Annotated in this window: 21 protein-coding genes and 1 other RNA gene; 6 read left to right on the top strand and 16 right to left on the bottom strand. The window is 41.3% G+C overall.

What is annotated here, in order from left to right; genetic code table 11:
• Positions 1-11 precede the first annotated feature (11 nt).
• The 4 genes from GSQ19_RS01340 to GSQ19_RS01325 form a co-directional block, all read right to left on the bottom strand.
• Positions 12-1,727, bottom strand: coding sequence for a hybrid sensor histidine kinase/response regulator (locus tag GSQ19_RS01340; protein ID WP_011321004.1), 1,716 nt, complete (start codon positions 1,725-1,727; stop codon positions 12-14).
• 2 nt (positions 1,728-1,729) lie between these two features.
• A complete protein-coding gene (locus tag GSQ19_RS01335; protein WP_011321003.1) occupies positions 1,730-6,694 on the bottom strand; it encodes a PAS domain-containing protein in 4,965 nt (1,654 codons plus the stop codon).
• Positions 6,695-7,290: 596 nt separating this feature from the next.
• On the bottom strand, positions 7,291-8,472 hold the full coding sequence (locus GSQ19_RS01330; protein ID WP_011321002.1) for an aldo/keto reductase: 1,182 nt from the start codon (positions 8,470-8,472) through the stop codon (positions 7,291-7,293).
• Positions 8,473-8,715: 243 nt separating this feature from the next.
• On the bottom strand, positions 8,716-9,933 hold the full coding sequence (locus tag GSQ19_RS01325; RefSeq protein WP_011321001.1) for an HhoA/HhoB/HtrA family serine endopeptidase: 1,218 nt from the start codon (positions 9,931-9,933) through the stop codon (positions 8,716-8,718).
• A 436-nt stretch (positions 9,934-10,369) separates the two neighbouring features.
• Here GSQ19_RS01325 and GSQ19_RS01320 point away from each other — a divergent pair, with 436 nt between their 5' ends.
• Complete coding sequence (locus GSQ19_RS01320) at positions 10,370-10,771, top strand: metal-sensing transcriptional repressor (protein WP_011321000.1); 402 nt, start codon at positions 10,370-10,372, stop codon at positions 10,769-10,771.
• 49 nt (positions 10,772-10,820) lie between these two features.
• On the opposite strand, the gene GSQ19_RS01315 is transcribed toward GSQ19_RS01320, so the two are convergent.
• The gene (locus tag GSQ19_RS01315; protein ID WP_011320999.1) at positions 10,821-11,339 is read right to left on the bottom strand and encodes a dihydrofolate reductase family protein; all 519 of its coding nucleotides are present in this window, start codon (positions 11,337-11,339) and stop codon (positions 10,821-10,823) included.
• Between the two features lie 164 nt (positions 11,340-11,503).
• Between GSQ19_RS01315 and GSQ19_RS01310 the strand changes: the two genes are divergently transcribed.
• Both GSQ19_RS01310 and menH read left to right on the top strand, forming a co-directional pair.
• Positions 11,504-12,043 (top strand): GAF domain-containing protein, encoded by a 540-nt coding sequence (locus GSQ19_RS01310; protein WP_011320998.1) that lies wholly within the window; start codon positions 11,504-11,506, stop codon positions 12,041-12,043.
• A gap of 114 nt (positions 12,044-12,157) precedes the next feature.
• On the top strand, positions 12,158-12,991 hold the full coding sequence (menH, locus tag GSQ19_RS01305; RefSeq protein WP_011320997.1) for a 2-succinyl-6-hydroxy-2,4-cyclohexadiene-1-carboxylate synthase: 834 nt from the start codon (positions 12,158-12,160) through the stop codon (positions 12,989-12,991).
• On the opposite strand, the gene GSQ19_RS01300 is transcribed toward menH, so the two are convergent.
• Together GSQ19_RS01300 and GSQ19_RS01295 are read right to left on the bottom strand one after the other, a co-directional pair.
• On the bottom strand, positions 12,992-13,615 hold the full coding sequence (locus tag GSQ19_RS01300) for a glycoside hydrolase family 24 protein (protein ID WP_224311589.1): 624 nt from the start codon (positions 13,613-13,615) through the stop codon (positions 12,992-12,994). It abuts the gene before it with no gap.
• Between the two features lie 269 nt (positions 13,616-13,884).
• A complete protein-coding gene (locus GSQ19_RS01295; RefSeq protein WP_011320995.1) occupies positions 13,885-14,541 on the bottom strand; it encodes an SDR family oxidoreductase in 657 nt (218 codons plus the stop codon).
• A gap of 175 nt (positions 14,542-14,716) precedes the next feature.
• Here GSQ19_RS01295 and GSQ19_RS01290 point away from each other — a divergent pair, with 175 nt between their 5' ends.
• The gene (locus GSQ19_RS01290; protein WP_011320994.1) at positions 14,717-15,382 is read left to right on the top strand and encodes a DUF1997 domain-containing protein; all 666 of its coding nucleotides are present in this window, start codon (positions 14,717-14,719) and stop codon (positions 15,380-15,382) included.
• A 57-nt stretch (positions 15,383-15,439) separates the two neighbouring features.
• On the opposite strand, the gene GSQ19_RS01285 is transcribed toward GSQ19_RS01290, so the two are convergent.
• Positions 15,440-15,910 (bottom strand): DUF4079 domain-containing protein, encoded by a 471-nt coding sequence (locus GSQ19_RS01285; protein WP_011320993.1) that lies wholly within the window; start codon positions 15,908-15,910, stop codon positions 15,440-15,442.
• Between the two features lie 203 nt (positions 15,911-16,113).
• Here GSQ19_RS01285 and GSQ19_RS01280 point away from each other — a divergent pair, with 203 nt between their 5' ends.
• The gene (locus tag GSQ19_RS01280; protein ID WP_011320992.1) at positions 16,114-17,394 is read left to right on the top strand and encodes an ankyrin repeat domain-containing protein; all 1,281 of its coding nucleotides are present in this window, start codon (positions 16,114-16,116) and stop codon (positions 17,392-17,394) included.
• A gap of 72 nt (positions 17,395-17,466) precedes the next feature.
• On the opposite strand, the gene GSQ19_RS01275 is transcribed toward GSQ19_RS01280, so the two are convergent.
• Positions 17,467-17,628: a hypothetical protein gene (locus GSQ19_RS01275; protein ID WP_153228342.1), complete on the bottom strand. Its 162-nt coding sequence runs from the start codon at positions 17,626-17,628 to the stop codon at positions 17,467-17,469.
• Positions 17,629-18,188: 560 nt separating this feature from the next.
• Here GSQ19_RS01275 and GSQ19_RS01270 point away from each other — a divergent pair.
• Entirely contained in the window at positions 18,189-18,632 is a 444-nt protein-coding gene (locus tag GSQ19_RS01270) for a cobalamin biosynthesis protein (protein ID WP_104009977.1), read from the top strand.
• Between the two features lie 112 nt (positions 18,633-18,744).
• On the opposite strand, the gene GSQ19_RS01265 is transcribed toward GSQ19_RS01270, so the two are convergent.
• The 7 genes from GSQ19_RS01265 to GSQ19_RS01235 form a co-directional block, all read right to left on the bottom strand.
• Positions 18,745-19,098, bottom strand: a complete 354-nt coding sequence (locus GSQ19_RS01265) for a phage holin family protein (RefSeq protein WP_011320991.1) — start codon at positions 19,096-19,098, stop codon at positions 18,745-18,747.
• A gap of 161 nt (positions 19,099-19,259) precedes the next feature.
• On the bottom strand, positions 19,260-20,177 hold the full coding sequence (locus tag GSQ19_RS01260; RefSeq protein ID WP_011320990.1) for a peptidoglycan-binding domain-containing protein: 918 nt from the start codon (positions 20,175-20,177) through the stop codon (positions 19,260-19,262).
• A 297-nt stretch (positions 20,178-20,474) separates the two neighbouring features.
• Entirely contained in the window at positions 20,475-21,758 is a 1,284-nt protein-coding gene (locus GSQ19_RS01255) for a M16 family metallopeptidase (protein WP_011320989.1), read from the bottom strand.
• Between the two features lie 87 nt (positions 21,759-21,845).
• Entirely contained in the window at positions 21,846-23,087 is a 1,242-nt protein-coding gene (locus GSQ19_RS01250; RefSeq protein WP_011320988.1) for a M16 family metallopeptidase, read from the bottom strand.
• A 319-nt stretch (positions 23,088-23,406) separates the two neighbouring features.
• Positions 23,407-23,590, bottom strand: a non-coding RNA gene (gene ssrS / locus GSQ19_RS01245) — 6S RNA.
• Positions 23,591-23,658: 68 nt separating this feature from the next.
• A complete protein-coding gene (locus tag GSQ19_RS01240; protein WP_011320987.1) occupies positions 23,659-24,801 on the bottom strand; it encodes a 5-(carboxyamino)imidazole ribonucleotide synthase in 1,143 nt (380 codons plus the stop codon).
• Positions 24,798-25,346 carry a pentapeptide repeat-containing protein gene (locus GSQ19_RS01235; protein WP_011320986.1) on the bottom strand — a complete coding sequence of 183 codons (549 nt, stop codon included), beginning with the start codon at positions 25,344-25,346 and terminating at the stop codon, positions 24,798-24,800. The genes GSQ19_RS01240 and GSQ19_RS01235 overlap by 4 nt, the downstream gene beginning before the upstream one ends.
• Positions 25,347-25,786 lie beyond the last annotated feature (440 nt).

Below are 25,786 nucleotides of genomic sequence, written 5' to 3'. Positions count from 1 at the left end.
AAATAGTTTACTTATCCGGAATAACTCGCTGATAAGCTCAATGGCAATTGAACTATAAAAGTAGTTAAGCCATGACCACTCGTAACTTCAACTGTACCTTGAATACACTGTACTAGTTTTTTTACTAGTGATAGTCCCAAACCTGTACCGCTAGTCCGTTGATAATCACTTTGAGGAATTTGGTAAGATTGGTCAAACACGGATAATTTTTCTATTGTTTTATTGTATGTAAATCGGTAGAAAGGCTCAAAAATACGAGATTGTTCTGTTGAAGGAATTTCTACTCCAGAGTTGTTAATTATAATTTGAAAATAAGGAGATGAAGAAGCTCTGTATAAACCAGATTGAGCATCTTCTGGTATTAAGCTTTTTTGGTTCTGTTCAAAATGTACAGTTACGGTAATGCGTTCACCGGGAGGAGTATATTTACAAGCATTCATGAGGAGTTCTGAGATGATTTGACTGAGAATACTTTTGTCAGAAACTAAAGCTGGTAAATCATCAGAAATATTAACTTGTAAAATCTGTTTTTGCGCTTGGGCAATTTCCTGAAAACTGTTAATAATCTCGGATAGCAAAGATTGGAGATGAATATAAGTGATATCTAAAGGATAGCCTTCTGTATCAATTATTCGCATATTAATTAAATCATCTACCAAAGTTAACTCTCGTTCGCACTCATAACGTAAAATACCCAGGTAACGAGACACGGATGCAGAAGTAGAAGCAGTAGCTGATTTCAAAAGACCCTGCTGATTCATGACATTCTCTAGCATGGAAATGGCCATTTTGATATTTGATAATGGCGTTCTCATTTCATTAGAGGTAGATGCTAAAAAATCTTCTTTCAACTGGTTAAAGCGCTGCATTTCTGCCATTTGAATTTCCAGTTGTCGATTACGTTCAGCAGAGAGATTGCGTTCTTCTGTAAGTCGGCGTTGAGTGTCATCCCGAAAAACCATGACTGCGCCAGTAATGTCACCGTTGTTGTTGCGTAGGGGTGTAGCACTATCAGCAACTGGGATCATTGTGCCATCTTTGGTAATTAACATAATGCGATGACCGACTGTCGGCGAAACGCCATCGCCTAAATAAACCGTTGTTTGTTTTTGAATAGCCGAGATGATAGGATTTTGAATAGAATTGAGAGTTTGTTCATCAATTAACTGGACAACTTCGGTTAAATTTCTGTCTTGTGCATCATCAAATTGCCAACCGGTAAGTGCTTCTGCAACTGGATTCATATACTTGATGTGCAGCTGAGAATCAACCACTAGTACACCATCTCCCATAAATCGCAGCACGGAACTCAAAAATTGCTCACGTTCATAGCGGTTGAGAGCTGTTTGAATAGCGACGTAGAGTTCTTTCTCTCTGATGGGTTTGAGGATGTAGCCAAAAGGGGATGTGAGTGTTGCTCGTTCGACAGTGCTTTTATCAGAATGTCCTGTCACATATATGATGGGAATTTGTAGATTCTGCCAGATTTTTGCGGCTGCATGGATACCATCTTCTTCACCTCGTAGCCTGATATCCATCAAAATTAAGTTTGGCTGTAGTTCTGTCGCTTTATCTATGGCTAACTCTGCGGAATCTGCAATATCTACAACTGTATATCCTAAAGACTCTAAACTTTCTTGTAAGTTAATCGCCAAGATATATTCATCTTCCACAATCAGCACTCTGACCGCTTGGATTTTATTGGTCTGTGAACAGATGCTAATCATGCTTATACCCTACCTGTCTTAAAAGAAATTTTAAATTCAGTTCCTGACTGACTCTGAATTTCTAATTTGCCTCTTAACTGCTTGACTAAACCTTGAACAAGAGTTATACCAAGTGTTTTGGTCTTTTTGCTATCGAATTCCACAGGTAAGCCAATACCATTATCTCGAACAATAAGTGTCAATGTGCGATCGCTTTGTTGGTATAAACGAACTTGAACTTCACCTTCCCGATTATCGGGAAAAGCGTATTTCAAGGCATTAGATACCAGTTCATTGATAATTAAACCGCAGGGAATGGCGGTTTCCAGGTCTAAGCTAGTCTCTTCAACTTGAATACTCAGTTGAATACAGCTGGATTTAACATTATAAGAGTCAAATAGGTGCGTTGTTAAATCCGGGATGTATTGGGCAAAATCTATATTAGCTAAATCATTAGAACGGTAAAGTTTTTCATGTGCCAAAGCAATTGAAGCGATGCGGTTTTGGCTATCTCGCAGGATAGCGTTAGCTTGAGGGTCTTGAGTACGTCTACATTGCATCTGTAACAAACTGCTAACGATTCCTAAATTGTTTTTCACCCGATGGTGAATTTCTTGCAGTAAGACTTCTTTTTCCTTGAGAGATGCCTTAATTTTCTCCTCTGCTTGTTTCTGCTCGGTGATATCTTGTTGGACAGCGACAAAAACGGTGCCATATTCAGGATGTTCAAAAACAGATGCTGTCGCTCGACACCAGAAAGGAGTACCATCTTTTTTGACATTTTGGACGTCATAGATAGTTTCACCGTGTAGCATAGCAGCAGCAGCGATCGCCTCATAAATTTCTGTCGCGCTGGTATGCTCATCTTCATAATTAATAATGGAGATATGCTGACCAATTAATTCACTAACTTCATAACCAAATATTTGGGCAAATTTGGGGTTAGTATAGACAATCATGCCATCACTAGCGCGGACTAAGCATAATCCCTCTGCTATATTACGAGTGACGACAGCTTGTAACTCTAGCATTTGTTGGGCGCGTTTTTGTTCGGTAATATTGATGCTACTGCCGATAATGCGATAAATATTTAAGTTTTCATCTCTTAAAGGAGTCAGGTTAGTAATCCACCAAGTATCCTGATTTTTGAGATAGAAGTTTTCTTCATAAGTAATAGTTGCTCCTGCCTCTACACAATCCTGATAATGCTGCCGCACAGATGCCGCTAAAATGGGCGACAGTACCTGCTCTGGGGTTTTGCCTTGCAATTCATGAGAGCGAAAGCCTGTTAGTTGCTCATGAGCCGGGTTTAAACCCATAAAACGAAAATCATCATCTACAACATCCACAACAAAAATACAATTGCCAACGCCATCATAGATACTGCTTAAAAAATGCTCTTTCTCTCGCAGTGTTTGTTCTGTTTGTTTGCGGTCATTAATATCTATGATCACACCCAACATTCTTACAGGGTTGCCTGTTTCATCATAAATTCCGTGTCCTTTCCCCGCCAGCCAAAGCACACTGCCATCAGGACGAATCACCCGATATTCTGCTTCAAAATTGCTATGCTGTTCTAGAGCATTAGCCACACTCTGCTCAACGCGGTTAATGTCATCTGGGTGAACAACTTCACGCCACGCTTGATAACTTGCTGTTGATGTTTCTGGATCTAACCCTAACAAACGATAGTGGTTATAGTTCCAGATGACTTCATTAGTGTGAAGATTCCAGTCCCAATTACCAATGTGGGTATATTCTAGGGTCAGTCGTAATTGTTCTTCACTTTTAGTTAAAGCTTCTTGGGCTTGTTTGCGGTTGGTGATGTCTTGAGCCGTTCCGTACAGACCAATTACTTGTCCTTGTGGATTAAACTGTGCGTGTCCAAGGCCTTCAACGTAAATCATAGAGCCATCGGCCTTGAATGCACGCAGAATCAATTTGTAAGATGCCCCTGTGGATATTGCCCGTTCCACCGCTTGGTGTAGTTTCTGTTGATCCTCCGGGTGGTAAAGTTGGAGATTTTCCTCATAGCTTGGTGCTGCCAATGCAGGATCTCGCTGAAATAGCTCAAATAATCCCTGTGACCAAGTTATTTTCCGGGTAGCTAAATCATAATCCCAGTTACCAAGACGAGCAACTCGCTGGGATTCTGCCAATAGTGCTTCACTTTGGCGTAGTGTTTCTTCCGTGTGCTTGATGTCTGTTACATCAACAATCAGTCCGTCCCAAGCTACACGACCATCTGGTAATCGACGGGGTGTAGAACGTAACTGAACCCATTTCCACATACCACTAGGAGTGCAGACTCGTAGTTGGATGTCAAATACTGAGAGATGACGATATGACTCCTCAACAGCTTGCACAAAGCCGGGAATATCTTCTGCACATAACTGACGATAAAGCAGAGTTGCATCTGCACTGACATCTTCTGCTCTCACTTCCATTAATCTTTCAATTCCCGCACTAAAGTAGGAGAAGCGATCGCTCCCATCCAATTCGCGGACAATTTGATACACTGCCCCATTAGGTAAATTATCGCCAATACTGCGTAACATCGTTTCTCGCTCATAGAAGGCGATTTCTGCGAGTTTACGTTGACTAATATCTGTAACACGGACTAAATTTATTGCCTGACCAGCAACGCAAATCTGTTTAATGGCTAGATTTCCCCAAAAGGAATCACCTTGCTTGGTTATGTATTCAATTTCTTGACCCCAAAATCCTCTGTGATTAATTTCTGCAACAATGCTAGTTAACTCATCATGGGTAAACTGTCGTTTTTGCAAAGTTTGACCTTCAATACCAATGAGTTCTGCTTTACTAGAGGCTGCAAATAGTTCCACAGCCCTTTGATTGCAATCAGTCGTTAACAGTGTTGTAGTGTCTACAAGAAACAGAGCATCGGCAGATTCATTATAAATACCTGCTAGTAAGTCCCGACTATGGACAATTTCTAATTCAGCCAGCTTGCTATCACTAATATCTTGAGTTGTACCCAGAACTTTATTAGGGCGGTTATTTTCATCCCTAGCAAATACTACCTCTCGCGACCTTAACCACCGCCAAGACCCGTCTTGATGTTTCATACGACACTCGGTCGTTAGCACTTCGCCATCGCCGGCATTTTGCCAGTATTCCAGGTTACGCTCCAGTAGAGGTAAGTCATCAGGATGCAAAACATCCAAGAAGAACTGAGCGCCTCGTTGCTGAATTTCTTCCGGTGTATAACCCAGAATATCTACAGACTGGCGGTTGAGATAAACATTACTTCCGACCATTGGGTCAAAAATGTATAAAATTTGGGGAGAATGACTAATAACTTGCTCAATAAAATGTTTACTCTCCCGCAGTTCTGCCTCAATTCTTTGGAGTTCATGCTGTGCGACTTTTTGTTCTGTAATATCTTTGGCAAGGACAAATTTTGCTGGTTTCCCCAACCAAGTGATGAGATGGGAGTTAATTTCCACATCTATTAAGGTTCCGTTTCTTGTACAGTGTTTTGCTTCACCTACGTAAATAACAGCAGAGAAAATGTCAAAATCATTCAGGGAGCGAAAAAAAGCAGGAACTTCTTCACGGGGGCGAATATCTAGAACTGTCATTGACAGAAATTCTGCTTGAGAATAGCCATATTTGTAAATTGCTGCCTGATTGACAGCCAAAAAACTTAGAGTTTCTGGATCAAAAATCCACATGGGATTGGGATTGTTCTCAAACAGCAATCGATATTGAGTTTCTGAACGTATCAAATCTAATTCAATACTTTTACGTCCAGTAATATCACCCAAAGAACCGACCAATCTTATGGGGTTGCCTTGTTCATCCCAAACCCCTTTAGCCCGTGAACGAAACCATTTGTAGCTACCATTTTTGCACCGGAGACGATACTCAGTGTAATATGATGGAACTTCCCGACGCAGATAAGCTGCTTGAGCAGCCATCACTCGGTCATAATCATCAGGATGAATGCGGATACTCCATTCATCATCAAAGCTACTCATTTCATGACGTTCATAGCCTAGCATCTCAAACCAACGGTCTGAACGATAGGTATGATTAGTCAGTATATCCCAGTCCCAAATGGCTTCATCAGTGCCGGCGATCGCTAATTGCCATCGTTCTTCACTTTTGCGTAAGGCTGCTTCTGCTTGTTTGCGTTCACTAATATCAATATTAGTGGCTGTGACGACCCAACAGTCTGCTTTTGGGTCGTATCGAGAACTATGGGTAGCAGCAATCCAACGCAAAGAACCATCTTTGTGCTTGAATCGGTATTCAAAATCGAATGTTTTGGCTGCAAATATATCTGCAAACCCAGGCATAATTACTGTTTCTACATCGTCAGGGTGTACTTGTGACAACCACAAGTGCTTATTGCTGAAAAATTCCTGCGATGGATAACCAAAGACTGTTTCACAACCTACAGAATGATATATATATTCCCAGTCAAAATTGGTAAATACTCGAAAACTCACGATACAAGTACTGATTGCGCTATTGAGAATATCATTGAATTTTGCTTCCGAGGTTTGATACTGAGCATCCCTTTGTAACAGCAACTGAGACATTTGCTCTCGTCGCACTACTTCTTGTTCTAGTTGCGCTGTTTTGACTTCTTCTAGTGTGACCACACATTGCACCTGTCCCTGATCATCAAGCACAGGCAAATGGCGAATTTGATGCTGATGGAAGCGTTGTAATATATTTGGTAAATTCTCAAGCTCTGTCTCATGAACAGTTATGACAGGTTGGCTCATGAGTTCTCCAACTGTCAAATCTGCAAACATCATTTGATTGGCAATTCCTCTCAAGACATCTGTTTGCGTCAAAATCCCGCTTAATTCATGCTTGGCAATAACTAGCACACAACTAGTTTGGGCTTGATACATTTGCGCGATCGCTTCAGCCACTGGTATATTCGATGCCATCATGACCAGTGGTTTTTGCAGATTATGATCAAACAAATGTAACCGGGGAATATTCATCAAGATTATTACTGGAATCAGTTCCTGTAGTTAATAATTTTCCGGCTGAGTTAGTCAAAATATAAGAGACTTTTTCATTTATTTACAGAGGTTTGAAACAAAGTTTATTGCGCTGCGCGTGTCAGTTGTTATTTGTCAGTTGTTGAAAGGATCTGGTTTAATACCCCATCCCAAGAGTGGGTAGTTTTTAGGCGTTTTTACCACTGACCACTAACAAAAACTCTATTCCCTGATAGGTGGGGCAAAGTTGACTTGATACAGCACCAAAATTACTCAGTCTCCAACCAAGAAAAATCCCTCTGTGTGGAACAAACAGAGGGAGATGGTATGGTGTGAGGAGCAAACTGAATGTTTGCTTAATATTCAGGGTATCAATGGATTGTGACGTAGTTATCACAATGTGATGAACATGATGTAACACTAGGGCATAGCAAAAACTTGGCCTTCCGGTAATATCTGTTGATAAAACAACATTGAAGAAGGCAGTCCCAATGAAAGAGATTTCACAGCCAAACAGGAAAGATGTCTTTTTCCTACACCCTCATACCCTTACACCCCTACACACCTTTCAAGTCAGAAGGAGACTGCCCTCGGCCTTAGCTCTGAGATAAACGCTGCAATTCTTCACCTGCTAATAATTGATGCGCCTTGGCTAAAAATTGGGGAATTTTATCAGCGTGGGGACTGTATCTGAGGCATGGCTGCAAGTCTATTTCGTTGAGTTTATCGGCTTTGTTACCAGGGAACCAGTGACTAGCATTGCCCAATAAGTTGTACCGCATTTTGGCATAGTCTACTAAATCGTAGGTAGTAGCTAGATTTAACAGCCATAAAATCACCCGGATATTTACTTGTCCGGGGGTTTGTTCCCATTGAGGTAAATTGGTTTCCCAGGTTTTTACCCAATCTTCTCCCAAAGAGGCGATCGCTGCATCTTCCAACCTCGCTAAAATTGGCGGTAAAATCTCTGATGCCCGATTTATTAAGTCCAATGTCTGCAAGTGTTCATCAAAATCTTGGGGTTTAGCTGCGCCTAAACTCAAGGTATGCACTTGAGAATGACTCAAACAAAATAAATCATTAAACACCATCGGACTTAAAGGGGTGCATAAATCCACTAATTTTTTCGGCGGATTATAAAGCCGACCTCCCTTATCTGTGGGGCTAATAATAAATACCCCCATATCATGACGGGTAGCCGCTTCAATGGCTGGCCAATTCCATTGATTGATGTAATACCAGTGCAGGTTGACATAATCAAATTGGTTGGTATTAATTGCCTGGACAATTACATCCGTGGAACCGTGAGTAGAAAAGCCGACAAATCGGACTTTACCCTCTGCCTGCAACTGTCGCACTACATCCAAACAGCCCCCAGGACGTACACTATATTCTAATAATTCAGCAGTATTAATTCCATGTAATCCTAGTAAATCTACGTAGTCTAACTGAAGATAACTCAATGATTGCTCAAAAGTTTTGCGGAACTCTTTCGCATCAGCAACAGGGGCAAGTTTGGTTTGGACAATTAATTTTTCGCGGGGAAATTGGGGTAATATTTTCCCCAACTGCATTTCCGAACTACCATAACCACGGGCAGTTTCAATGTGATTGATCCCCACCTCAACAGCGCGATTAATAGTTGCTTCCAGATTTGCTTGCTGATCCGCCGGAATATCCGAGTAACTAACATCTTGCCATTTATACTGGTATCTCATGCCGCCGCAAGAAAATACCGGCATCTGTAATTCTGTACGTCCAAATCTTCTGTATAGCATTCAATTAAATAGCAGCCCTATAGCCGTCATAACAATTCAAAATTCAAAAAAGAATAGTAGGTTGGGTGTAGCGATAGCGTAACCCAACAAAGTTTTGAGAATGTTGGGTTCCTCCACCTAACCTACACCAGTCTAGGTTTTTAGGCTTAACCGAACTGTATTGCCTTATAGCTGTCACTAACAAATAAAAATATAGGGGTATTAAAAAACACCCCTATACTCATGGATTAACCTGATCATTCCCTAAGCAGCATTTTGCAATTCAGCAGTACGTACGGATAACTGCTGTGTCTGATTACCCCGTTGCAATCTCACTTGTAGCGCTTGACCAAGGCGGCTATTTTCCACTACATTTTGTAACTGTTCCGCAGTGGTGATTGCTTGACCATCTACTTGCAGAATCACGTCACCGCGTCGGATACCAGCATTAGCAGCCGGGGAGTTAGGTACTACTCGAATCACCAAAACACCGTTAACTTCGGGAATTGCAAAAGCCGAATTGGGGTCAACGTTATTTTGTTGAGCTAATTCGGGTGTTAAAGTTGCCATTTGTACACCTAAATAGGGGTGAGCAACTTTACCGTCCCGTTCCAATTGAGTAGCGATCGCCTTAGCTTTATCAATAGGAATGGCAAACCCAATCCCCATCGCATCAGCACGGATGGCGGTGTTGATCCCAATCACTTCACCCTTGTCATTTAACAAAGGGCCACCAGAGTTACCAGGGTTAATGGCTGCGTCAGTTTGGATAAAATCTAAACGCTTATCAGTAATCCCCACTTGGGCGCTAGAACGCTTGAGGGTGCTGACAATACCTAAAGTCACAGTATTATCAAAGCCCAAAGGATTACCAACTGCGATCGCCCAGTCGCCCACTTGGACATTATTAGAAGAACCCAGAGGTGCAACTGGTAGACTATTACCCGCGTTGATTTTCACCACCGCTAAATCTGTGACTTCATCAATGCCTTGCACCTTACCATCAAAACTACGGCCATCTTTCAGGCGAACAGTCACGCGATCGGCCTTATCTACCACATGGGCATTAGTCAAGATTAAGCCACTTTTATCAATGATAAATCCCGAACCTAGACCACGCATTTGTTCTGGTGGCAACTGTCCTTGAAAGCCTTCACCAAAAAAGCGCCGGAAAAAGGGATCTTCCAAAAATGGATCTACCCGGCGGGTAATTGTACGCTCGGTATCAATCCTCACCACTGCTGAACCAACACGATTCACAGCTGCTGTCACAAAGCTACTATTACCGATAGCAGCCGTTGCTGGTGATTGTCTTTGAGCAACTAGTTCCGGCGCAGATCCAGTTGTACTAGGATTAGGTGCAGGCTCGGCTTGCGATGGCAAAACACGCAGACTGCTAACCGTTAACACAACTCCTATAAATATTGCTAATACATGGGTACCGAGTTGGCGTATAGACCTGGATAATTTGGAAAATCGCATATTCACAACCTAATCTAGAAGTCTAAATCTTGCCCAATTTAAAATTATTTTGACAAATTTGCCTACTAATCCCTACAACCTCACTTTCCTGCCTAAGTGTCAACTAGCTATAAGAATCGGATTTGATAATTTGAAAAAGTCTGAGTATCTGTAGGATGGGCAATGCCACCCTATCATGACCTTGGTGGGCATTGCCCACCCTACTTATCAAAAATCAAGTACTGATTCTCTAACTTTAATTAAAGTTAATTGAATATTTAACCTCATAGCTATTGTAGAGATTCCCACTTCCGAGGTTCGGGTTTTACCAAAGGAATAGGGATGAGGAGGAAGCAGAGGGCTAGAACAAGTGTTAGATTTTTGGGTGTTCAATTCTCCGAAGTGGTTGACCATCTCTAGGCTAGGATCTGAAGTATTACCAGCGCTATAATTCCCTATGAATCGATCCAACCAACTAGCTCAAGAATCCTTGCCTGTGCCTCAAAAAGTTGAAGAGTCTCACAATCATGATGCAGAACACGATCACAAACATCATACTCACGGGCAGGCAGAATCGGTTCATGCTCACGTTCATAGCGAAGAATCTTTACGGCGAATTGTCAATCGGTTGTCACGCATAGAAGGACACATTCGCGGTATCAAAACAATGGTGCAACAAAATAGCCCTTGTCCTGACGTTCTATTACAAATTGCTGCTGTAAGGGGGGCATTAGATAAGGTAGCCAGAATAGTTCTCGATGAACATTTAACAGAATGTATTGCCAGAGCTTCTAAAGAAGGCAATATAGCAGAAGAAATTGAGCAACTTAAAGCAGCTTTAGATAGATTTTTACCTTAGTTTTTATATGGATTCCCGACTTTTATAATAAGTCGAGAATCGATTTTTTTTAGTAAGTTAAATTATAGAAAATTTGGACTAATCCAGTATCAAAGCTTTTCACATCTTGCAACTGAAGTTTTGTTTCTATGGTTGGGTCTTTGAGAATTAAGGGAATACCACTACCTAAAATTATTGGATGTATTGAGAGAATTAACTCATCGATAAAACCATGTTTTAGAAAAAAATGAATCAATTGTGCGCCGCCAACTAACCAAATGTCCCGACCATTTGATGTTCGTAGTGTTTTGATAAAATCTTCCCAATCGCTATTTATATACTTTGCACCATTATTTGTTTCCCCTGAGTATGTTTTAGAAAATACAAAGACTTCCTGATCTTGGTAAGGATATTCTCCAAAGGTTAATATTTGCTGATATGTCTTATTACCCATGATTAGTGTGTCAATTTGGGCGATAAATTCTGTGTAACCGTAATCTTGATCAGTAAATAACCAATCGATATCGCCTGAGTCTCTGGCAATATATCCGTCAAGACTAGAAGCAATAAACAAAATAATTTTTCGCATAGTCTAGGTGAAATTTTTCTACACTAGCTTAGTAAAGCTATCAAATTTATATTTTTGCAATATAAGTAATTTACTTAAAAATTAGCACAGTATATATATCGATAGGGTGATGCGTTCAATTATAAGTCATTGACAAGATATGAAAGTTTAGGAACTGCTTTTTAATGAATGACCTAGCCTTACCAGAAACCATACAAAGTATTTTAGATAAACACATTGAGCCAGATGCAGTCTTTTCTGCAATATTGCCAGTTGTGGGAGATGTATTAGGATGCGATCGCTGTTTTCTTTACCTGAGAAATCCCCAAACTCGCCTTGGTAAAGTAGCTTATTGCTGGCGGCGACATCAAGATATTCCCGATATGATAAACTCCGAATGGAATTTAGAGCCAGTATCATTACCTGAAGAAGATCCCTTATTTGCGGCTGCACTGAGAACTGAGGCTTCTGTTTATGTTGAAGATGTGGAAACTGCAAGCCCCAAAGTTGTAAATAAAGAATTTGAGCGCAAGAACTTTGGACATCGAGCCTTGATTCATGCTCACCTGTGCCAAGATGGTCAACTATGGGGAATTCTACAACCTTGTGTCTTTGGTGAAAAACGCATCTGGTCAGATTTTGATCATGCTGTCATGACTCAATTGGAAAGAGAGTTAACGCCTTTAGCCATTACTTACGTCACAGCAGAACAGAACTCGATGTGAATGTAGCTTGATGCTTATGGAAAATCAGGGAAGCGATCGCATAATTTCTTCAGTGGTAGCATCTCAACAGAAAATAGACTGTAAATAAACCATCGATCGCTTTTCTTTTAACATATGACTATAGAGAATTACCAATTTAATTATTCCCTAACTAGCAATACTGATAAACCTGTGATTCTTTTACTCCACGGTTTCATGGGGAATATTGATGAATTTGACGCAGCTATCGAATTACTGGGTGATGATTTTTCTTATCTTAAACTTGACTTACCTGGACATGGTAAAACTCAAGTGTTTGGTGGAGACGAATATTACTCAATGGCAAATACAGCGCAAGGCTTAATTAATTTACTAGATAAATTAGAAATCAGTAAATGTTTTTTAGTCGGCTATTCAATGGGTGGAAGATTAGGTTTATATCTAGCCCTACATTTTCCCGAACGTTTTTATCAAGTAGTCTTAGAGTCAGCCTCCCCAGGTTTAGCCACAGAAGCAGAACGATTAGATAGAGTTAAACGCGATGCCCAAATAGCGAGGAAATTGGGGAGAAGTTTAGCAAAAACTGATTTTACAGCATTTTTACTCAATTGGTATAATCAGCCTATTTTTGGCAATATAAAAAATCATTCATGGTTTGAGAGGATGGTAGAAAGTAGATTGCAAAACCATCCCCATGAGTTAGTTAAATCATTACAATTTATGGGAACTGGTAGCCAGCCTTCTTTGTGGGAAAAACTGCAAAAGAATCAAATTCCTTTACTTTTACTTGTTGGTGAACATGACGAAAAATTTATAGACATCAACATCAAGATGACAAAGATAGCCCCAGCATCTCAACTAAAAATCATTAGTAATGCTGCACATAATGTTCACCTTGAGAATACCTTAGAATTTGTGCAGCAACTTAAAGTATTTTTTACCAAGTCAGTTCCGAGTGATGACCAATGACTATTGACTAGTCGTTGTTAATTCTTCTTGCAACATTTTCTGATAAATTCTAGGCAGAGAACGACTAATAGAATTTGTCTCTATGCCATAACCTAAACTTGTCCAAGTGGGGGAGAGTCGCCGCAAAACGTCATTGATTTTGCCTTGGCGCAATAGTTGAGAAATATCCACCCCCCAAACCCGCGAATCATTTAGCCAACGGTAAACGACCAAATCTTGATATTCTGGTTCAAAACTATAGGAAGACCAAAACATCATTTGTGATGGTTTAGGGTGATAGCGGGGGGCTATTTCAAACCAAGTAGTATTAATGATTTGATACCTTCCCGCCGCAGTGGAACAATTACCTGTATTTGGGCCTGTGACGATAGTGACGCATATTTCAGGATGCTTACTCAGATCAGTTACCTGTTTTCCACCGTATAACAAAGAGTATGGACGGTTTCCATTGGCTTCACTGGCGGAAATGGTTCGCATTAAAGCGCGAATATGGGGATCACCGCCTTTCATTACCAAAGGTGGTAAGTTATTTCCAAAGATGGGATCAGAAGGCGATCGCAATTCTCCAAATATATACCATTGAAATAAATACACAAAGCCGAGAAGTGCGGCTATAGGGCCAATGAATTTTTCTGCCCCTTTGAGTTCAAAGCCTTTCAGATTCTCACTCCTTGCAAATTCGCTCTCTAATCTAACAACAAAAATAGACGCACCAATTCCGGTAAAGTTCAAAAATGGTCATTAGTCATTGGTTATAGACTACTAACTAACACTTAGGACTTACGCCACCCAGATTTTCTGTTGAGGCTGGGTGTAAGGGTTTAAAAGATTTATACCCCTATACCCTTATACCCTTTTCCAAACCCTTGATCTTTTGTGTTCATGGGTAAGTCCTAACACTGTTGAAATAATTCTGTAAAAGTTTTGGAACTAGCTTCTGGTTTAGCGACAATTTCAACTATTTTATTGCGTGCGCCTGGCTCAAACAAGGACTCGACGCAGACTTGGGCTACTTTCTGCCGAGGAATACTACCATCAAATAAAGTATCAGCACTTTGCATAACGATCGCATCTGAGTTATCCTCATTCTTCAAACCACCGGGACGAACTATCGTATAAGTAAGTCCGCTTTTTTGCAGATACTCTTCCGCTTGTTTTTTCCACACCAGAATTAGCCAAAATAAGTTCAATGGATGGAAAAACTGGGATACACACAAAGAAGTTACTAGGACAAAATTTTCAATTCCCTTGGCTTTTGCCACATCCACTAAATTTTTAGTGCCTTCAAAATCTACTTTATAAGGCCCGGTAGGGTCAAAACTTGGTTTTGCGCCAGTCGCACACAACACCACTGTACTATCACCCAAAGCCGCAGTTAGACTAGCTGGGTTTAACACGTCACCCACCACTAATTCTGTATCAGGAGGCAAAATAGCTCTAGCTGTGTGTTCATCTCGTACCAAAGCACGTACAGGAATATTTCGCGCTATCAACTCTTGGACGATGCGGCGACCTGTTTCACCTGTTGCCCCTGCTACAAATGCTTTCATGATTAACGCTATCCTGGGTAACTAATGTATAACTGCTCTGTATATTGTAGTGATTCCATGAAGTTCATGACAGATTCATAAGGTTTCGGTCAAAATAGGAATTTAGTGCTAAACCACCCATACAGCCTGGGAATTATTAATACAGACAAACGCCAAATTAGAGGGGAACGCATTGATGCTTTCAACAAACGGCGAATATCAATCTTTGGATATCACAGAAACAACTGTGCCTGTTGTTCCCAATTTCCCAGAAACTGAGGATGCAGACACAGGATTGAGTGCTGGTACACTAAGTAAATTTTACGGTCGCTATAGCGACTCGATGGAAATGTATGCTCCAGCACAAAAAGTTGCTGAGTATCTGAATTGTCACGCTTCTTGGTTTACACGCTGTGCCGAACCAATGAAAGTGCAACCTCTAGGAGAACATGGTTATGCTCTAACTATTGGTCGTTTTGGCTCTTTTGGTTATGAAGTCGAACCAAAGATTGGTTTGGAATTGTTACCGCCACAAGAGGGTATTTATTGCATCCGGACAATTCCCATTCCTGATTATCAACCACCTGGTTATGATGTAGATTATCGAGCTGCGCTTCAATTAAGAGAAGATTTTGGTGAACACACCGTTACAAAAGTTGAATGGGAATTAGATTTAACTGTTTGTCTCCACTTTCCACGATTTATTCAGCGTTTGCCTAAGTCTTTAATTCAGTCTACAGGCGATCGCTTACTCAACCAAATTGTTCGCCAAGTTTCCCGCCGCCTAACTCGCAAAGTTCAAGAAGATTTTCACCAATCTGTTGGAGTTCCTTTTCCTGGTAATTGTCAGAAAAAGCGGTAAGTTAATAGTCAATAGTCAATAACCAATGACTAATGACTATTGACTAATGACTAATGACTAAGCTTGAGTCAGGATTCTTTGGACAATCTGCACACCAGTGATAGCCTGCCAAGTAAAGAGTCCTAAAATCACAAAGTTGATTAAAATATGACTTACCCGCGCCCAGTTTGCCCCTTTCTGCATATAAGGAGATAGAGCTGCGGAAAATGCAATTAAACCTGTCATACCTAAGCCCGCTAGTAGGTGGGGTCCGACAAACAATTTACCGTTATTAATGTAAGTAACAGCCATACCACCAATCGCGCCTGTTACCATCAAAGCTAAAAGTATCGATCCTATTTGGTAGTGTCTGACATTGTATCTACCTTTAATCAGTTCTTTCTTTTGTTCCCCTTGAGCATTCCTGGTACGCTGTAGCTGTAGTCCCAAGTAAGCCGCATAGAGGGATAAAGCTAATAATACCCACATCATCAATGGGTGAAAGAAGTTTAGCCAATATTTAGTCGAGGCAGACAATTCCAGATTCATCGTGTTTTCCCCAATCCTTAAATCTTAATAAAAATTAGCATAACTCTAAGTTAGGTGATTGAGGCCACAGAGTGTGAAGATGATTGTTAAGCCCTGTGAGCATAGCTGCGCTTAACCCAAGAGGAGCAACTTAGAGTGGTAGCGGGGCGTTGAGCAACTTGCTGAGAAAATAATATTGACTGTTGACTATTGACTAATAACTAATGACTAATAACGATGTTTTGCTGCTAAAGGTGGCGAAGAGTGGCGATATCAAGGGATTGGGTGCGCTACTGGCTGCTGGTGTTGGGGTGGATGTATGCGATCGCGACGGAACTACAGCGCTGATGTTTGCTGCTAATCTAGGGTACACGGAAATTGTGCGATCGCTTTTAGATGGGGGGGCTAATGTCAATTTAGCTAGAAAACGCTATGGTTTGACGGCTTTGATGTTAGCGGCTAGTGCTAATCAAGTTGATATTGTGCATCTGTTAATTTCTAGAGGTGCGGCTGTTAATGCTACTAATGAAGATGGTAGTACGGCTTTAATGGCAGCAGCCATGAAAGGTTATGTAGAAGTGGCGCGGGTTTTGTTAGCGGCTGGTGCTGATGTCAATATCACCGATAAAGATGATGATACTGCTTTAAAACTAGCTGTGAAGCGAGGACAAGCGGATGTAGTGCAGTTAATTTTACAAAGTGGTGCAGACGCTAATTCTGAAGATGAAGAAGGCGAAACCCTGTTAATGTTAGCAGCCGACTCAGGTCATGGGGATGTGGTACAAGTGCTGCTGGCTACTGGGATTGATGTTAACCAACAAAACCAAGATGGTGGTACAGCATTGTTAGCAGCTGTAGCAGCAGGAAATCGAGCGATCGCCGAAACTTTACTAGATAGAGGGGCTGAGGTCAATCACCAAGACCAAGATGGTGAATCTGCCCTACACCTTGCCACAGTAGAAGGTTACGTTGATGTGGTACAACTGCTACTGAATCAAGGCGCAAATACCCAAACTAAAAACAAACTCGGCGATACGCCCTTATTGGTAGCAGCATTACAGGGACATGATCAGATAGTCGAAACACTACTGAAATACGGCGCAAATGCAGATGGAGATAATTTAGGTGAGACACCTTTAACCCTAGCCGCATCCCAAGGCCACACAGCAACCGTCAGGATATTGTTAGACTACGGCGCTAATGCGAATATTCGCGCCAGTGATGGTAAAACAGCCTTGATTAAAGCCACTGAACATAACCATCCAGGGGTAATACAGTTATTGCTGGCGAAAGGTGCGAATGTCAATTACCAAGACTCTGTAGGAGCTACAGCTTTAATCTGGGCTGCTTCTGGGGGTTATAACAAGGTGGTGCAAATATTACTGGAAGGCGGGGCTGATACAAATTTGAAAAACCGGGGTGGTTACACAGCTTTGATGATTGCTGAGTTTAACGGCTTTAGGAGTATAGTCCAGATTCTCAAGCAGGCTGGGGCGCAGGAGTAATGAATCAATTCAAAATACCCTACGGGAAGCTAAAGCTACAAAATTCAAAATTCAAAATTCAAAATTCGCGCATTAAAGACAGCCACCCACAATTCCTGATCCAGTCTCATGGGCGGTGAGTGCAGCCACGCGTGCGGTATGAAGCGCCGGGTAGACTGCTGTAGCTTGCTTCTCCGTAGGAGTATCCGAAGGGGTTTCCCGACTTGAGATAACTAAAGTTCTCACTACAAACATTTAATTGTTTACCCGGTTCTACTTAATCAAATCGGATGCTTAGAAATGGAGCAATGAACTAAGAAATCTATTTCAATAAATTACTATTTTTTAGGGAATTCTGACTCAAATTTACTTATTGTTCAAAACCCTTGATATACATCTTGACAAGCAGTAAAAATAACGTTATTTAATTAAATACTAAGGTAAGGAGGTATCAAAAACCATCTCAGAAATGAAAAGCTAAAGATATAAATTTAGATGGAAACTTTTTGACGTAGTCATCGTCGAAAATACGAAGAAATTGAAACACCGAAGTAGACCAGGTAAAATATTTTTGCTTTAAAGATATCAAAAAAGCAAAAATTAAGAAGTAAATATACTTTCTACTTTTACCTCGTCCTCCCCCCGGCGTTTCCTACTGTGCTAGATATGCTCAATATATAGTTTTTCATTCCTGAGAACAGTATTATAACTATCAGTTTATGGGTATCTTAGTAAACGCCAAAATAGTATAGAATATCAACTTTTTCAGTACTGAGAAATTAAAAGTCTCAAGCTCTACCTATAGCACTTTAGTAGTGAAACTCGAAATTACTCAACAACCATTACTTCAGGGAAATTTGTGGTTAGGGTTTGGTTGTCAATCAGGTATTTCTCATCACTTAATTACCGCAGCAATCAACCAAATTTTTCCAGAAAACCAACTTGATCAAAAAACAATTGCAGGTATTGCCACTATTGACACAAAAGTTTCAGAACTGGGTTTAGTGGAATTTTGTCGATTGTTGCAATTACCGTTAAAAACTTTCCCGGCAGAAATGCTGGCTAATGTCGCCGTTCCCAACCCTAGCGGAGTGATTGCCGAAAAAGTGGGAACTCCTAGTGTTGCCGAGGCGGCGGCTATTCTTGCAGCTTCAGCCCATCAAAAACAGGAGTCGGGGGTGAAGTTGTTGGTTCCTAAAAGGATTTTTCGCCTACCGGGACAACCGGGAGTAGTGGCGATCGCAGTTGCTCAAGCATGATTATTATCATCAAGCTAAAGTTCGTAGTAAGTGGCACTCACCCTGAAAAATTACTTCACAGACCAATTTATCGCTCACTACGAACACAAAATCAATCTGGCATTAATGACCTTTATTCGACTGCTCGCAGAAGATAATTAATGAGGCTGGAAACAATAGACAGCACAATTGATCCCAAGAAAGCAGCGACAAAGCCTTCAATCTGGAAACCAGAACCAGGTGTGAGGGCGCTGGCTAACCATAGGGTTAAAGCATTGATGACAAATGTGAACAAGCCAAAAGTCAGTAAGGTAACGGGAAATGACAAAATGCTGAGAATTGGTCTGACTAAAGCATTGACTAACCCAATCACTATCACGGCAACTAGAGCCGCGACAAAACTCTTAACAACGAATCCAGGGACAATATGGGCAGTAATTAGCAAAGCTACCGCAGTAGCCAACCATGTCAATAAAAAGTGTTTCATTAGTTGTTGTTTGGCAAAAATCAGCAATCACTGGAAGAAGAATTACATAAAACTAATTTTCGTTGTTCTCGTTGTCAGGAACGAAATCAACGCCGAGTCAAGATAGCCATTGAGGATTCAAAACTCTGCTCAATACCACACTACTGCTAACTTGTTTCAGTCTATCGTCCTTGAGAAGATGAGCGCCGCAATAACGCCTCCCAAGTAGCACCACCAGCCACGCCGTCAGGTTCTATACCATAGCGTCTTTGAGCAGCTTTGAGCGCTTCCTCAGTCTGAACCCCAAAGTATCCATCCACACCACCCTTTAAAAAACCAAGCTGACTCAATCTTTGCTGTAGCTTGGTAACTTCGGAATTCTTCATTCCTACACGCAAAATCGGCCAGCCTTCGGAGGTGTATTGTATACCAGAAATTCTTTGAGCAGATGGTGTAGGGGCGAAACGTGGGGTGGAAGATGGTCTTTGAGGGGTTTGTTGTCTTGGGGTTGGCGTTGTTGGTCTGGGAGGCGTAGGTCTAGGATTAGCCAGTCTAGGTTCAGGTCTGGTGTTAGCTGGTGGATTGGGTGTTGTTGGTCTGGGGTTAACAGTGGGAGTGGTAACAGGTTGGGTGGGGACAGGGAAACCAGTGGTTGAACTGGCTGGTGGATTGGGTGTTGAGTTTGGTACAGAGGTGACTGGCGTACCTATTGCTTGACTAGGAAACAACCTTTGCCAAGTAATAGCATCGACAATACCATCTGGAGTTAAGCCAGCTGCTTGTTTGAACCCAGACACAGCATTGGCCGTATTCTCGTTGTAGACTCCATCGATTGCACCTGAGTAAAAGCCCAAAAGCCTCAGCGCCGCTTGAAGTTCCGAGACACGTTCACCTTGACTACCAATCTTAAGGGTAGGCCGGTTGATGACAACTTGTTGGGCAATTTGTTGTGGTGTGGCGATCGCTACTACAGCCAGCGAGTCAACAAACATAGTTGTAGAGGATAACATAAGTAGCCAATAAAACTTGCTTGTGCTGAAATAGCAAAATGCCTTTTGTGGTTTTAAGTAACTGATAGTTGCTCTCAAGCAGCCTTTCATAGAAATTGCTCTCAGAATCTTCTGATGCTAATATTACTGCCGTGTGAGTTAATTGAGTAGTCTTTTTTAAGTAATGAGTGGTGAGTAATGAAGGGATTAATACCAATTTGAAAAAAGAATGCGACAAATAAACCATCTGTAGAGACGCGATGAATCGCGTCTTCATCCAAGGATGTGTTGCAATCATTAATTGAATTGGTATAAGGCTAAGGACTCAGAAATCTTTTAGGGTAATCAGCCGAGATGTTTGTCACTGTAGCTCACAGGTTTCTAGTTACATCTCAGCTCAATATCTACTTAATTAATTGCTCGATTAATTGCCTCTTCTTGCCCGACTAAAGACACATAGGGTTGCTGTAAATACTGCTGTGCCGATGTTAAAGCGTCTTGAGCAGTCACAGCAGCAATTAGTTCTTGAAATTCTCTGTCAAAGTCAATTCCTAAACCCAAAATTTCATACCAACCGTAGATTTGAGCAATTTGTCCGTTAGTTTGTTTACCTAAGGCATATTGTCCCAATATTTTGTTTTTAGCAGCCTGTAAGTTGGTTGTAGATACTTCTTTGCTACAGAGTAGCTCTACTTCTGTCCGTAATCCTTCTAAGGCGATGCTGGTATTTTCTGGCGCTGTACCCATGTAGACTACAAATGATGCTGGATAAAGTCTCGTGGGGTAGAATGCTGAGACTTCATAGGCTAACCCCCGCTTTTCTCGCAATTCTACGAACAAGCGGCTAGAAAGACCGTTACCTAAATAAGTAGAAAGTAATTTGAGGGAGGCATAATCAGGAGAACTTACTGATGGGCCTAAATAACCCAACATGACGATAGATTGCTGTGTTTGTACAGGCTTTAAGCGGTGTTGGGGGTTAACTGAGATTTTTGGTAAATTAACTACTGCTGGGGCTACACTTGGTGTTTGCCAATCACCGAATACTTGTTCTACTAAGGCTACTACTTCTTGTAGGGTGATGCGACCAGCAACACTAATGACTAAATTATCTGGACGGAAATAAGTTTGGTGATACTCTACTAAATCTGCCCTGGTGATGCTGTTCAGGGTTGTCTCATCTCCTAATACTGACATGGCGTAGGGATGATTTTGATACATTACCTGCCGCATTTGCTCAAAGGCCAGGGTGAAAGGCTGTTCTTTTTGGGAGCGAATGTCTTGGAGTGCTAAACGTCGTTCTAGTTCAATTTGAGTTTCGGGGAATGTAGGCGATCGCAATATCCGCCCCGCTAATGCTAAGATTTCGGGAAAATCCGATGTTACCGTCTTCAATGACACAAGAAAGTAATCAGTAGAAGTATCTGCACTCAAACTTGCGCCCACAGACTCTACTTGTTCGGCTATTTCCAAACTGGAAAGTCCCTCACATCCCTTAGTCATCAAAGCAGCCAGCAAATGGGCTAACCCCGCCTGTTCTCGCTTTTCGTAGCAACTACCAGCACGGATAAAAATTCGCCCAGCAATAATATCTGCGGCTGGATTTTCTGCTACCAGCAAGACAATGCCATTGTCCAGTACAGTGCGATGAATAGGAGATTGAGCGAGGGATGGTTTCACGGTTTGGGTCATTTGTTATTAGTCAATAGTCATTTGTCAATAGTCAATAGTCAATAGTCATTGGTTTCTTACTGTGGACTCTGGACTGTGGACTTTCGACTACAGAGGTTTAAGGATGGTAACAGCGTAATTCTGGGGAGAAAGATGCTGTTTAGCTAATTGTTGCAGTTCTTGTGTATCAAATGATTGAATTTGGTGTGGATATGTGACTGCTAATTCTGCTTGAGCGATGGTGTTGTAGTAGCCATAAAGCCCTGTCAGCTGGTTGGGGGTTTCTGTAGAGAAGGCGTACTCGTTGCATAAAAGTCTGCGGGTACGAGCTATTTCTTGTTCGGTAACACCACTGGTTTGGATATCATCTAAATGACTCAGAATTAAATCCTCGACTTGTTCTAGGTTTTCCGGTTCCAACCAAGCAGTAACTGTAAACAAGCTCGATTCACATTGCAGAGAAAAATTACTACAAATTCCTTGGACTAATTGTAGTTCTTCTCGCAAATCCCTGACTAGGCGAGAAGTCCGCCCTTCTGCTAATACCACTGACAACAAATCTAAGCCGTAGGCTGTACGCAGTTTTTCCACTCCTGGTACAACCCATGCCATCAACAATCGGGCTTGCTCTATGCGTGGTAAACTCAATTCTTGACGTTGAATTCCCTTAATTATTGGCTTGGGTTTTGGGTTGATTTTTGGACATTCAACAGGCTCAGAAAAATTCTCAAATGAACGGTTTACCAGTTCCCAGGCTGGTTGTTGGGCTATACCTCCAGCAATCACTACTGTCATATTTTCCGGTTGGTAGTGAGCGCGATGAAAACGGCGCATAGCCTCTGGTGATTGCTGCATCAGTTCTTCCTCGGTACCCAGAACTGAACGCCCATAAGGATGGTCTTGGTAGATGCTTTGCGACAAACACTGAAATCCTACCCAGTCAGGATCATCATAGCAAGCCCGAATTTCTTCTAGCACTACATCTCGCTCTCGGCTAAACTCATCATCTGGGATTGCCGCATTCAATAGTAAATCTGCCAAGTAAGGTAGGGTATCTCCCAAGTAAGGCGCGGCTGTAGTCAAAGAGTAATTAGCATAATCGTAGCTGGTAGCTGCATTACTGACTCCACCTCTGTTCTCAATCTGATGGTCGAAAGTTCCTGGGGGTAAGGTCGCCGTGCCTTTAAAAATCATGTGTTCTAGAAAGTGTGCCATTCCAAACCAAGGTTCTGGCTCACGAATTGCTCCAGCTCTCACCCAAACATCAGCCACAACTACGGGCGTGGTGGGGATTTCTTGATGAATAAATGTTAAACCATTGTCTAATCGAAACACTGAGGCTGGAAACACAGGATTGGCAAGTTGTTGTTTTGACAAGGTTTTGTATCTTTAACCACAATTTAACTTTGATGTTTGTGATCTTAACTCTGAATGATCGCCAAATTCGCATCAAGTTATACAGAATGCTATATTCATCAGCAGGTGAAAGTAGCCCCTAACGCTCTAAATGTTGGTTGAATTTGTTGCATCTGTGTTGACAAGCTTTAAATTCTGCCATCAATAAGATTATTTATTTTTACTTAAAAATTACTTATATGGTTTATAAATTTTCCTAATAAATAATTAAAGCTCCCAGAGTTTTAACTAAACTTTGGGAGCCAAAGATTTTGAGTTCACCGCAACGCCGTTTTACCTAAGTTTATGACCTGGTTAAACCAGGTGGGTACCGATTTTCCTCGTTTAAAGTTTCCGGGTACAAGCCCGGTATACTGCCACGAGAGACGTTTGGTTCCCTTTTTCTTAAAGACATAGATCAAAAAACTTGATGGCAGTCACCAACGTCGCAGTGCAACTCACTCATTATAGCTTTCAAAAACAGGTTCTACCAATTCAAAATACAAAAATTTCTCTCTTTGCTTTCCTAACTGGGATACCAGATGGATTCTACGGTTTGAGCGAGTTCCTGGGCGGTGGTTTGGTTATGATTATTTAACAAAACTGTGACGTGTCCGAGTTTTCGCCCTGGGCGAGATTCTGTTTTGCCGTACCAATAAACGTGAGCTTGGGGAATGGCCGCTAGTTGTTGGCGCTGGCTTTGGTAATCACTTTGGGAGTTTTCATAGCCTAACAGGTTGACCATAACTGCACCAGCGCATTGCAATGATGGGTTTCCTAACGGTAGTCCACAAACGGCTCTCAGGTGTTGCTCAAATTGGGATGTTGCACACGCATCTAGAGAAAAATGACCAGAGTTGTGGGTACGGGGGGCGATTTCATTGACTAAGACTCGACCATCGGCGGTGAGAAATAACTCGATCCCAAACACACCAACCACTTCCAGACTATTTAATAGTGTAGAGGCGATCGCTTCTGCTGCTGCGGCTTGATTGGGTGTAATATGAGCAGGTGCTATGACTCGTCTACATACTTGTTGTTCTTGCTGTGTTTCTACTACAGGATAGATGACAATTTCTCCATCTACAGAACGGGCAGCAATTACAGCTAGTTCCCGTTCAAAGGGGATAAATTCTTCTATTAAATATGTAGTGTTTGTCTTGTTATTTAAGTCTATTTTCTCTTCTAACGTCGCTAAATCACGAATGATAAAAGTACCTTGTCCGTCATAACCGTGGCGGCGAGATTTCAACACTAAGGGAAAACCCAAACCATCTATTTTAGATATCAGATTTTCTTGGTTTTCTAGTGCATAAAATTGCGGAACAGGTAAACCTAAATCTTTTAAATAACAACGTTGATGATATTTATCTAATAGAGGTGACAAAGCGTCTAACTTTGGACGGAAACAAACACCTTGAATTTCTAATAAAGATAAAGCCTCTAGATTGACGAATTCGTTTTCAAATGTGATAACATCACTCTTCTGAGCTAAAATCTCTGTAGCATAAGCATCATCAATATTTGCCAAAACAATATCCTGAGCAATAGATACGGCAGGATCATTACTGCTAGGAGTCTGCACTATCAATTCAACCCCTAATTTATTCGCTGCGCCTCCCATCATCCAGGCCAGCTGTCCGCCACCAATTACACCTACACGCTTCATTGACATCCCAAAGAATCACGAGTTTTTACACCAGTTTTTGTATTTACTCCGCTAGCTTTGGTACAAAGTTCTTTAATTTGTGCTTTATCCAAAATTGCATCCGTAAAATCTGCGCCTTCTATGTTCACGTTAGCGAATATGGCACGGAGTAAAAGAGCTTCTTTAAGAACGACATCACTTAAATTAGCCCCTGTTAAGTTTACCTGATCAACCATCGCATTCGTTAAATCTGCTCCCTGGAGATTTGCTTGTGTCATCACGGAAGCACTTAAGACTGCACCACGTAAGTCAGCACCGACAAAGTTAGTCATTTCCAGATTGGCGTTAGAAAACTCAGCAGCTTGCAAACTTTCACCAGCAAAGTTGTGCCTAGATAATTCGGCATTACTAAATGATAGAGGATGAGTCCAGTCGGCTATAGCTGGGTAGGGAAAGCACAGTACAACTATCCCCAAAATTAAAGTTATTGTTTGCCAGTAAAACTTTTTGATGATTGCATTTACAACTACGGCATTTTTTATGACCACTTGCAGCTCTTCCCCCATTTTCTAGCTGTTTTTAATCACCTACTGCTTAACATTTTGTCACAAAAGGCTGATGTTAGCCGCCTATATCCAGAAATTTATGACTAAAAGCTGACAGATAGTTAACCAGATATAACCTGAGGTACTAGCTAAATTAGGACTGGAAGAAGATATATAAAATATTGAGTCAATGCTCAACTGAATCAAGGATTTTTTTATTTACAATTCTTGATTTTTGCTGGCGATTTTTGCGATATAAATTTTATTAGTGATTAGGCAATGAGTTTCGACAAACCAGAGTTCATTGCTTGCATTGAGGAGGTATATGCTTGCTATTCAATTTACATTTGTTTACTTTGTTTTTTTGTAGGTAAAGTTTATTGTCTTTTATGTTTACCAGGAAAAATTGACTGTTAGTCTATTAATTAAGGTGAGCGTTAGGCAATGAAATGAGCATGAAT

This window comes from Trichormus variabilis 0441 (assembly GCF_009856605.1).
Lineage (GTDB): Bacteria > Cyanobacteriota > Cyanobacteriia > Cyanobacteriales > Nostocaceae > Trichormus > Trichormus variabilis.
Note: the sequence above shows the minus strand (reverse complement) of the source record. Positions and strands in the feature narration are given on the sequence as shown.

Bases quoted from the DNA above. Each gene is read 5' to 3' on its own strand.
- GSQ19_RS01340 (WP_011321004.1), bottom strand. From the start codon at position 1,727: ATGATTAGCATCTGTTCACAGACCAATAAAATCCAAGCGGTCAGAGTG.
- GSQ19_RS01240 (WP_011320987.1), bottom strand. From the start codon at position 24,801: ATGAAGCGTGTAGGTGTAATTGGTGGCGGACAGCTGGCCTGGATGATG.
- GSQ19_RS01235 (WP_011320986.1), bottom strand. From the start codon at position 25,346: ATGGGGGAAGAGCTGCAAGTGGTCATAAAAAATGCCGTAGTTGTAAAT.
- GSQ19_RS01265 (WP_011320991.1), bottom strand. From the start codon at position 19,098: ATGAAACACTTTTTATTGACATGGTTGGCTACTGCGGTAGCTTTGCTA.
- GSQ19_RS01320 (WP_011321000.1), top strand. From the start codon at position 10,370: ATGAATCGATCCAACCAACTAGCTCAAGAATCCTTGCCTGTGCCTCAA.
- GSQ19_RS01335 (WP_011321003.1), bottom strand. From the start codon at position 6,694: ATGAATATTCCCCGGTTACATTTGTTTGATCATAATCTGCAAAAACCA.
- GSQ19_RS01290 (WP_011320994.1), top strand. From the start codon at position 14,717: ATGCTTTCAACAAACGGCGAATATCAATCTTTGGATATCACAGAAACA.
- GSQ19_RS01310 (WP_011320998.1), top strand. From the start codon at position 11,504: ATGAATGACCTAGCCTTACCAGAAACCATACAAAGTATTTTAGATAAA.
- GSQ19_RS01330 (WP_011321002.1), bottom strand. From the start codon at position 8,472: ATGCTATACAGAAGATTTGGACGTACAGAATTACAGATGCCGGTATTT.
- GSQ19_RS01315 (WP_011320999.1), bottom strand. From the start codon at position 11,339: ATGCGAAAAATTATTTTGTTTATTGCTTCTAGTCTTGACGGATATATT.
- GSQ19_RS01325 (WP_011321001.1), bottom strand. From the start codon at position 9,933: ATGCGATTTTCCAAATTATCCAGGTCTATACGCCAACTCGGTACCCAT.
- GSQ19_RS01280 (WP_011320992.1), top strand. From the start codon at position 16,114: ATGACTAATAACGATGTTTTGCTGCTAAAGGTGGCGAAGAGTGGCGAT.
- GSQ19_RS01275 (WP_153228342.1), bottom strand. From the start codon at position 17,628: ATGTTTGTAGTGAGAACTTTAGTTATCTCAAGTCGGGAAACCCCTTCG.
- GSQ19_RS01260 (WP_011320990.1), bottom strand. From the start codon at position 20,177: ATGAAAGGCTGCTTGAGAGCAACTATCAGTTACTTAAAACCACAAAAG.
- GSQ19_RS01295 (WP_011320995.1), bottom strand. From the start codon at position 14,541: ATGAAAGCATTTGTAGCAGGGGCAACAGGTGAAACAGGTCGCCGCATC.
- menH (WP_011320997.1), top strand. From the start codon at position 12,158: ATGACTATAGAGAATTACCAATTTAATTATTCCCTAACTAGCAATACT.
- GSQ19_RS01285 (WP_011320993.1), bottom strand. From the start codon at position 15,910: ATGAATCTGGAATTGTCTGCCTCGACTAAATATTGGCTAAACTTCTTT.
- GSQ19_RS01255 (WP_011320989.1), bottom strand. From the start codon at position 21,758: ATGACCCAAACCGTGAAACCATCCCTCGCTCAATCTCCTATTCATCGC.